Source organism: Desulfofundulus sp. (genome assembly GCF_049701015.1).
Lineage (GTDB): Bacteria > Bacillota > Desulfotomaculia > Desulfotomaculales > Desulfovirgulaceae > Desulfofundulus.
In genome coordinates, this window is the sequence record NZ_JBNATZ010000101.1 from 1 (window position 1) to 8,525 (window position 8,525).

Genomic DNA, 8,525 nt, shown 5'->3' on the forward strand with positions numbered 1-8,525 from the left:
ATAGCCGGATCCAGATGGGAAAGGTCGAGAAAAACCCTGTCTGAGGCGGTACTGCCCATCTCCTTCAGAATGGCGCGCACCACAACGTCCCGGGGGGCAAGTTCCGCCAGCTCGTGATAACGCGGCATAAAACGTTCACCATAACGGTTCCTCAGGTAAGCTCCTTCACCCCGCACGGCTTCAGAAATGAGAAAAGGAGGTACCCCCGGCAGAATCAAGACGGTGGGGTGGAACTGGATAAACTCCATGTCCATAACCTCCGCGCCAGCCCGCCAGGCCATAGCTATACCGTCTCCAGTAGCAACCGCAGGATTGGTACTGTGTTCAAAAAGCTGACCCAATCCGCCAGTAGCCAGGACCACCGCCCGACCCCGGAAGACCCTGAGCTCCCCGGCCGAACGGTCCAGGGCAAGTACACCGTAACAGGTGTTGTCCCTTACCAGAAGGTCCACCGCAAAATGGTTTTCCCGCACTTCAATGTTCGGGCTCAGGCGCGCCTGTTCGGAGAGCACCCGCTGGATTTCCGCCCCGGTGGCATCCCCGGCGGCATGGAGAATGCGCCTCCGGCTGTGGGCCCCTTCCCGGGTGAGGGCCAGCTGGCCGTTTTCCCGGTCGAACTGCGCCCCCATGTCGATTAACTCCCGCACCCTGCCCGGACCCTCATTGACCAGTACATTGACCGCCTCGGGGTCACAAAGTCCCGCCCCCGCGGCCAGGGTATCTTTTAAATGCAGGACCGGAGAGTCGGAATGACCCAGGGCGGCAGCAATACCTCCCTGGGCCTTATCGGTGTTGCTATCCTCCATGGTGTACTTGGTGAGCACCACGACCCGCCTGTTGAGGCGGCTGGCTGCGTACGCAGTATACAACCCGGCTATACCACTGCCCAGGATAACATAGTCCCAATTTTCCTGTGGCAGCTGCCGGGTATCGAAGTTGACCAGATATCTGCCGGCCAATTTTTATCCCTCCTGTGGAATCAGGTTACCGCCAGCATCCGTTCCAGGGAACGCAGTGCCTTCTCCCGGATCTCCGGCGGTACCGTCACCCGCGGCTCAAGGGTAACCAGTGCCCGGTGCACCTTTTCCAGGGTGGTGGCCTTCATGTCTGGACAAATCAACTTATCGGAAGCCTGGTAAAACTCCTTATCCGGGCATTGCTTGCGAAACTGGTGTAAAATACCCGTTTCCGTACAGATAATAAATTCGCTGGCGTCACTTTCCCGGGCAAAACGGATCATACCCGTGGTGCTGGCCACAACATCAGCCAGGTCAATCACCTCCGGGCGGCATTCCGGGTGAACCAGTACCAGGGCGTTGGGGTGAGCTTCCCTGGCGGCCAGCACATCTTCAGCAAATAGCTTGTCGTGGGTGTTGCAATAACCTTTCCAGAGGTGAATTTCCCGCCCCGTCTGCCTGGCCACGTATTGTCCCAGGTTCTGATCGGGGATGAAAAGCACCGGCCGGTCCTCCGGTAGCGAAGAAACGATCTTCACTGCATTGGCACTGGTACAGCACACGTCGCTTTCGGCCTTAACAGCGGCCGAGGTATTCACATAGCAGACCACCACGACACCGGGAATTTCCTTTTTCTTCTCCCGTAGGACTTCCACAGTCACCATATCGGCCATGGGACAGCCGGCTTTAATCTCAGGCAGGAGTACAATTTTATCCGGGGAAAGAATAGCCGCACTTTCAGCCATAAAGTGGACGCCGCAAAAAACAATGACTTCCGCGTCGGTTTTGGCGGCCTGCCGGGACAACTCCAGGGAATCCCCCACAAAGTCGGCAATTTCCTGTACCTCCGGGCGCTGATAGACGTGGCTTAAAATAACAGCCCGCCGTTGTTTTTTCAATCGTTTGATTTCTTCAGACAAGTAGCGAATTTTATCTTCAACAGACATAGTTTCACTCCTTAATCGTTTAAACCATGACAATTCAGAGCAAAAACCACATCCTACCATGGCGCCCACGGTAAATAAGTGTCAAAAAGAAAATATAATTGACTGCAATCATGAGATAATTCTAACCACAGTCGTCAAAGCTTGTCAAGGGTCTGAAAAGTAAGAGATAATTACTCTTAAACAACCGACAGAGCTGCTACCAAACATATTTCAAAATTTATTTTGCAGCCGCTACAAGAAAGGACATGGGAAGCAAGGAGAGTCCGGCCTATCCAACCTCTCCCGCTACTTCCCCCCGCCGGATCTCCACCACCCGGTTCTGCCCGTCCACCATGACCACCGTAGGCGAAAAACCGGCCGCTTCTTCCGGGGTCATCATGGCATAGGCAATGATAATGATCGTGTCACCGGGCTGCACGAGTCTGGCAGCAGCACCGTTAAGACAGATAACTCCGGAATCCCGGGGCCCGCTGATTACATAGGTTTCAAATCGTGCCCCGTTGTTGTTGTTCACGACCTGCACTTTTTCGTGGGGTAAAATGCCGGCCGCCTCGAGCAGTGCCCGGTCAATAGTGATGCTGCCCATGTAGTTCAGGTTGGCTCCGGTTACAGTTGCCCGGTGGATTTTAGATTTGAAGAGCGTAATAAGCATACCCGAACCACCTCTCTCACCTGAGGTATTTCCGTTAAGTCCGGCAGGCTCAAAATAACCCGCCGGACGGGAGAAACCAGGCTACAGTATCCCTTCCGGATTACCAAGTACGGTATTATCAATCAACCGGGTAGAACCAAAGTGCACAGCCAGGGCCAGAAGGGCTGGCCTGTCAATCCTGGACACCGGCTCTAAATTGGGAATTGAACGGATATCCACGTAGTCGATCCGTGCCCGGGGTTCGGCCGAAATCATGCCCCGTACCAGCTCCACCAGCCGGCCTGCATCCCGTTCACCGGACTCGTAGGCCCGGCGGGCGGCCTCCAAACTTCTCGGGAGAACAACGGCCGCCCGCCTTTCCTCCGGGCTCAGGTAAACGTTGCGGGAACTCATGGCCAGGCCGTCTTCCTCACGGACCGTGGGCACTGTAACAATTTCCAGATCCATGTTCAGATCTTCAACCAGACGCCGGATCACCAGGACCTGCTGCGCGTCCTTCTGGCCGAAAAAGGCCTTGTCCGGGCTTACTATGTTGAACAGCTTGGTCACCACCGTAGCCACGCCCCGGAAGTGACCGGGCCGGGAAAGGCCGCAAAGACACGCGGTGAGACCTTCGACATCAACATGGGTGGCAAAACCCGGCGGGTACATTTCTTCCACGGAAGGATGAAAGATAGCAGCCACGCCCGCTCCCCGCGCCAGGGATACATCCCGTTCCAGGTCCCGGGGGTAACGGTCGTAATCCTCTCGCGGGCCGAATTGCAATGGGTTGACGAAAATACTGACCACCACCACATCACAGGCCTCTTTTGCCCGGCGCATCAGGGTGAGGTGACCTTCGTGAAAATAACCCATGGTGGGAACAAATCCCACGGTCAGGCCCCGTGAACGCACTCCGCGTACGAATTCCCGGATTTCTTTTATTGTGCGGCAGATGAGCAAGGGCACACTCCCCCTCTTAATACAACTTGCTCAATACTTCTTCAGACATATCAAAACCATGCTCGGGGCCGGGGAAAACGCCGCTCTTGACTTCCTCACGGTAGGCCTGCAGTGCCCGGGCAATCTCTTCGTGGAGATTGGCATAACGCTTGGCAAATTTGGGCGACTTCCCCAGGAACATCCCCAGCAAATCATGGGTTACCAGAACCTGCCCGTTGCAGTGCGGTCCCGCTCCAATGCCAATGGTGCAGACCTCCAGGGTTTCGGTAAGCAGTTTGGCCAGGGGAACGGGCACACACTCCAGGACTATGGCAAAAACTCCTGCCTCCTGAATGGCCCGTGCGTCTTCAACCAGTTTTTTAGCCTGGGCCTCGTCCTTACCCTGCACCCTGTAACCGCCCATCTGGTGAATGGATTGGGGCGTTAAACCCAGGTGGCCCATCACCGGAATACCGCAGGACACCATCGCCCGTATGGTATCGGCCACTTCCTGGCCGCCTTCCAGCTTGACTGCCTGGGCCCCCCCTTCCTGCAGGATGCGGCCCGCATTGCGCAGAGCCTCTTCCCGGGAAACGTGGTAGGACATAAAAGGCATGTCGCCGATAACCATGGCGCGTCTGACCCCGCGGGTGACAGCTTTGATGTGATGAATCATGTCGTCCATGGTCACGGGAATGGTGGATTCATAACCCAGGACGGCATTCCCAAGTGAATCCCCCACAAGAATAGCATCGATCCCGGCTTCATCCACCATCCTGGCCATGGGATAATCGTAAGCCGTAAGCATGGTAACTTTTTGCCCGGTCCTTTTTGCTTCCCGGAAATACGCAGTGGTGACCCGCTGGTTACTCATGAAAATATACCTCCCCGGATTTTAATAAAACTCGACCATTGGCCGGAGCCGTAAACACCTCTTCCAGTTTCCGGGCCTGCCCGGCATCAATGCTGCCTTTTTCCCTGGCCACCTGAATGGTGTACAATCCCACGAGGCGGTAGAGCCGGGACTCCAGGCTCCCCACCCGGTCCAGGGCCGGCAGATGCCCGGCAATGGTGGGTACATCTCCCCGGGCCACGGGGCCCGTAAGAGCTTCCACCGGCCCCACCCGCCGGATATTGTTTATTGTGCCCCGCACAAGGGGATACAACGCCTCAAATGCTTGCTTCTGAGACAGGCCGAAACGACCGTAAAGGTTCGTAGCCAGGTGCATCAGAGAAACCAGGTAGTTGGAAGCGATGCAGGCCGCCGCATGGTAAAGGGGTTTATCTTCGGCTCTTATGATAAAGGCATTTCCTTTTAAATCCATAACAACCTGCCGGGCTACGGGCATAGCCGCCTCATCCCCTTCCAGGGCAAAGTAGGACCCCGGAAGGTTCTCCATAGCCCCTGCCACATCAGCAAAGGACTGTAACGGGTGGATGGACACGGCCATGGCTCCCGCTTCCCGCACACCATGCAATTCTCTGGACGCGTGAGCACCGCTGGTGTGGGCCACCACCTGCCCGGGGCGGAACCCTCCTTCCCGGGCAATAAGCTCCGACACCGGGGCAATCTCACGGTCAGGCGTGGTAATAAAAACCAGATCGGCCTTCTGCGTTGCCTCCCACGGCTGTTCACAGGCACCGCACCCCACGGCCCGGGCCAGTTCCCGGGCCGATTGCACACTCCTGCTGGCCACGGCAACCACCGGGTAACCCCGCTCCTTTAAAAGCAGGGCCAGTGCACTGCCCACTTTGCCGCAGCCCACCACGGCCACCGACGGTTTGTTCATAACCCCACCCCAATTCCTGAAATCATGGCTTATAAGTAGATATCCCGGACATTTTCAATAAAAAACGCCTTCCGGGCTCCCGAAAGGCAGTAATACTCTTCTCACCTCCGTCTCGGTCCTTCCCGGCTCCAAGCGGCAACACCAGTGTGCGATTGTAGAGGTACATTCGAGCTACAGGTATGGTTCCCCCATGGGGATACCATCCTGTGGTTAAATTTTAACATATACCCGGGCCAGACACAACAAATTTCATATTTTTCGTTGGATTATCTATAAAGGCCTTTTGTTACTATGACCGGCTATAACGGAACGACACTTCACCATTGCCAGCAGGGGTTTCACAGTGGAAAGAAGAATTATTTGTGATGAATCCCTGACGGTGCATGCCTTAAAAAAGAAATGAGGATGGAACATGTCCGTAATCACCCTTGAACCCGGACAAACACTGATAGTCAGGGCAGCCCGCATCTGGCGGGGCACGCCGGCACCACCCCGGAAAGGAGTCATATATGTCCAGAACGGGAAAGTAATAGCCCTTACCGCCGGTGATGAGCCCGAGGAATGCCTTAGCGCAGACCATTCCCGGGAACCGGCACCCGTACTCGAACTCCCCAACTGCACTGTTATCCCCGGCCTGATCGACTGCCACGTCCACCTGGCTTTGGACGGCAGGGATTTTTCGAGTGCACGGCATCAATGGAGCGCCCGGGGGGAATTACTTGAGCGGGTGAAGGCGGATTTGACAAATACCCTTGAAAGAGGCATTGTAGCCGTACGCGACGGGGGAGACCGGGCAGGCATCGGATTGGAGGTCAAAGAACTGGTAAAAAAAGGAAGCCTGGCCGGGCCTCTGGTGCTGGCCTGCGGTTATGCGCTGCACCAGCAGGGGAAATACGGTTCTTTCCTGGGACCGGGTTTAACCCCGGGAGAACTGGAAAAGGCGGTGGATTCCCTGACCCGGCAGGGAGTGGATCACCTCAAGGTTCTGGTATCGGGAATTGTAAGTTTTTCCGAGTACGGACGGGTGGGTGGCCCCCAGTTCACCCGGGATGAATTGAAACGAGCAGTCTACCACGCACACAGCCGCGGGTTGAGGGTTATGGCCCACGCCAGCGGAGACGAGGCTGTTCGTATGGCCGTGGAAGCAGGGGTGGATTCCATAGAGCACGGTTATTTCATCAGCGAGGAATCCCTGTACCGAATGGCCGCTAATGGTATCGCCTGGGTGCCTACCGTGATCCCGGTGGCCGGCCAGGTAAGGGGAAAACTGAACACACAGTATACGGCCCGGGAAATTGAGGTCATTACCCGTACCTGGCAGCGCCAGCTGGAAATGATCAAAAAAGCCCGGGAAATGGGCGTTACTCTCGGGGTGGGCACCGATGCCGGAGCCACCGGCGTATGCCACGGCCGGGGTTTTCTGGAGGAACTGCTCCTCTACCGGGAAGCCGGCCTCTCCCCGGCGGATATTCTTATAGCCGCCACCCGCAACGGCGCGGCCATCCTGGGGCTGGGACACCTGCTGGGTCGCATTGAACCGGGACGGCCCGCCTTCCTGGTGGCCGTGGAAGGCAACCCCTGGGAGGACGTTAGCGCCCTGGCCAGGGTAAAATATGTATTCCGGCCCATTGATTTCCCCATCAAAAGAAAATATACTTTCCATAAAGATATGTACAGAACCGGCTTGGGGGAAAACACACCATGAAATTATCTATCAATGTAACTAAACTGCGACAAAAGACAGCGGACATCCGCCAGGCTTTAAACAGGCTTACACCGGTGACGGAGCTTACCATGGAGGAATTTTTGGCTGACGAGCTAAAGGTTGCCGCAAGCAAGTATTACCTGATTGTCGCCACCGAGGCGGTCATTGATATCTGTAACCACCTGGTTGCCCGGCTCACCGGCAGGGCTCCCAACTCCTACGCCGATTGTTTCAACATTTTATCCGAGGAGCATTTTTTAAGTGCTCCCCTGGCTGAACGATTGATCCGGATGGCAAAGTTCCGCAACCTGTTAATCCACCGTTATGGCGACATTGATGACAGTAAGGTATATCATATCATTTGCAACAACCTGGACGACCTGGAACTATACCTGGCTGAAATCGCAGCCATGGTAGAATGCGATCTGTAACCGTCCCAAAGGAATGATTTTATGTACAAGAGATTTTCCCTGCCGGAAAAGGAACGTCTTTGGATCTGCCGTTTGGCCGCCCGCTTACTGGCTAAAAGAAAAGAAATTATCTTCGCCTATGCCTTTGGTTCTTTTGTGGAAAAAGCTGCCTTCCGGGATATTGATATAGGAGTGTATTTGAAGAAGGAAACCATTTCCCGGGAAAAGGTTGTCGAATATGAATTTTCTCTAGGTGCGGAACTGGAGCGGGAAGTTCACTACCCGGTGGATCTAAAGGTATTAAATTATGCTCCCGTAACCTTGTGCCATTCGGTTACCGGCGGCAAGGTGCTTTTCAGCCACGACGACGAGGTGCGGTATGAATGGGTGGAAAAGACCTGGGATATGTACCTCGACATGCAATATTTTTTACGCAATTCCCTGCGGGATTTGTTGTCACCGGGGCAACCAGCTCCGGCGAGGGGGAAGAAAAACCCGGCTACTTCCTGAAGCCGGGTTTCGCTAAACGTCAATCTTTATCGTCCTCTAAATGTTCCACACCTTTCCGGTCAACGCCTGCCAGCAGCTCCCTCACCCTGCCCCGGCCCGGTATGACAAAATCTGGCACCAGGTCGGCCAGGGGTACCAGGACAAAGGCACGCTCGTGCATGCGCGGGTGTGGAACCTGGAGATCGGGTTCCACAATAACCCGCCCGTCGTAGAGGAGCAGATCCAGGTCAATCACCCTGGGACCCCAGCGCAAGGACCGCACCCTCCCCAGGCAGTTCTCCACTTCCAGGCAGGTAGCCAGTAATTCCCGGGGCGGGAGGGTGGTGCCCACTTCCGCCACGGTATTGATAAACCAGTCCTGATCAGTATAACCCACCGGGTCGGTGCGGTAAAACGGGGCCACCCGCAGGAGGGTGATCCCCGAAACTCCTTGCAGCATCTCCAGAGCGACCCGCAGGTTCCTTTTTTTGTCCCCCATGTTAGAGCCTAAGCCGATATAAGCTTTGACTTGCCCGGGAACAGGCCCGCGCCGGGTTCTCCCAGTCATACTCGATCCTCCCGGCAAGACTTCTGCACGATTTGATCCGGTAGAAAACAGGATGAACTCAGTGTAAACGTCATCAGCGGGAGAATC

General features: G+C 55.6%; 10 protein-coding genes. 3 read left to right on the forward strand and 7 right to left on the reverse strand.

Annotated features, from left to right (window positions below; translation table 11 throughout):
* The 6 genes from ACPLUI_RS07740 to ACPLUI_RS07765 all read right to left on the reverse strand — a co-directional run.
* Nucleotides 1-959, reverse strand: a 959-nt coding sequence (locus tag ACPLUI_RS07740; RefSeq protein WP_424659692.1) for an L-aspartate oxidase, incomplete at its 3' end; no start/stop codon positions are given.
* Nucleotides 960-979: 20 nt separating this feature from the next.
* A complete protein-coding gene (gene nadA / locus ACPLUI_RS07745; protein WP_424659693.1) occupies nt 980-1,903 on the reverse strand; it encodes a quinolinate synthase NadA in 924 nt (307 codons plus the stop codon).
* Between the two features lie 268 nt (nt 1,904-2,171).
* Nucleotides 2,172-2,555, reverse strand: a complete 384-nt coding sequence (gene panD / locus ACPLUI_RS07750; RefSeq protein ID WP_424659694.1) for an aspartate 1-decarboxylase — start codon at nt 2,553-2,555, stop codon at nt 2,172-2,174.
* Between the two features lie 81 nt (nt 2,556-2,636).
* Nucleotides 2,637-3,497, reverse strand: a complete 861-nt coding sequence (gene panC, locus ACPLUI_RS07755; protein ID WP_424659695.1) for a pantoate--beta-alanine ligase — start codon at nt 3,495-3,497, stop codon at nt 2,637-2,639.
* A gap of 16 nt (nt 3,498-3,513) precedes the next feature.
* Nucleotides 3,514-4,350 carry a 3-methyl-2-oxobutanoate hydroxymethyltransferase gene (gene panB, locus ACPLUI_RS07760; RefSeq protein ID WP_424659696.1) on the reverse strand — a complete coding sequence of 279 codons (837 nt, stop codon included), beginning with the start codon at nt 4,348-4,350 and terminating at the stop codon, nt 3,514-3,516.
* The gene (locus ACPLUI_RS07765; protein WP_424659697.1) at nt 4,343-5,266 is read right to left on the reverse strand and encodes a Rossmann-like and DUF2520 domain-containing protein; all 924 of its coding nucleotides are present in this window, start codon (nt 5,264-5,266) and stop codon (nt 4,343-4,345) included. Before ACPLUI_RS07765 ends, panB begins: the two co-directional genes overlap by 8 nt.
* Nucleotides 5,267-5,678: 412 nt before the next feature.
* On the opposite strand from ACPLUI_RS07765, the gene ACPLUI_RS07770 reads away from it, so the two are divergent.
* From ACPLUI_RS07770 to ACPLUI_RS07780, 3 genes are read left to right on the forward strand one after another with little or no spacing between them, the layout of a single operon-like run.
* Entirely contained in the window at nt 5,679-6,971 is a 1,293-nt protein-coding gene (locus ACPLUI_RS07770; protein WP_424659698.1) for an amidohydrolase family protein, read from the forward strand.
* A complete protein-coding gene (gene hepT / locus ACPLUI_RS07775) occupies nt 6,968-7,402 on the forward strand; it encodes a type VII toxin-antitoxin system HepT family RNase toxin (RefSeq protein ID WP_424659699.1) in 435 nt (144 codons plus the stop codon). Before ACPLUI_RS07770 ends, hepT begins: the two co-directional genes overlap by 4 nt.
* 21 nt (nt 7,403-7,423) lie before the next feature.
* Nucleotides 7,424-7,891, forward strand: a complete 468-nt coding sequence (locus tag ACPLUI_RS07780; RefSeq protein WP_424659700.1) for a nucleotidyltransferase domain-containing protein — start codon at nt 7,424-7,426, stop codon at nt 7,889-7,891.
* 19 nt (nt 7,892-7,910) lie between these two features.
* Here ACPLUI_RS07780 and folK read toward each other — a convergent pair whose 3' ends face one another.
* A complete protein-coding gene (folK, locus tag ACPLUI_RS07785; RefSeq protein WP_424659701.1) occupies nt 7,911-8,438 on the reverse strand; it encodes a 2-amino-4-hydroxy-6-hydroxymethyldihydropteridine diphosphokinase in 528 nt (175 codons plus the stop codon).
* Nucleotides 8,439-8,525 lie beyond the last annotated feature (87 nt).

Excerpts from the sequence above, each read along its gene's own strand:
- ACPLUI_RS07780 (WP_424659700.1), top strand. The coding sequence starts at position 7,424 with ATGTACAAGAGATTTTCCCTGCCGGAAAAGGAACGTCTTTGGATCTGC.
- ACPLUI_RS07765 (WP_424659697.1), bottom strand. The coding sequence starts at position 5,266 with ATGAACAAACCGTCGGTGGCCGTGGTGGGCTGCGGCAAAGTGGGCAGT.
- nadA (WP_424659693.1), bottom strand. The coding sequence starts at position 1,903 with ATGTCTGTTGAAGATAAAATTCGCTACTTGTCTGAAGAAATCAAACGA.
- folK (WP_424659701.1), bottom strand. The coding sequence starts at position 8,438 with ATGACTGGGAGAACCCGGCGCGGGCCTGTTCCCGGGCAAGTCAAAGCT.
- hepT (WP_424659699.1), top strand. The coding sequence starts at position 6,968 with ATGAAATTATCTATCAATGTAACTAAACTGCGACAAAAGACAGCGGAC.
- ACPLUI_RS07770 (WP_424659698.1), top strand. The coding sequence starts at position 5,679 with ATGTCCGTAATCACCCTTGAACCCGGACAAACACTGATAGTCAGGGCA.
- panD (WP_424659694.1), bottom strand. The coding sequence starts at position 2,555 with ATGCTTATTACGCTCTTCAAATCTAAAATCCACCGGGCAACTGTAACC.
- panB (WP_424659696.1), bottom strand. The coding sequence starts at position 4,350 with ATGAGTAACCAGCGGGTCACCACTGCGTATTTCCGGGAAGCAAAAAGG.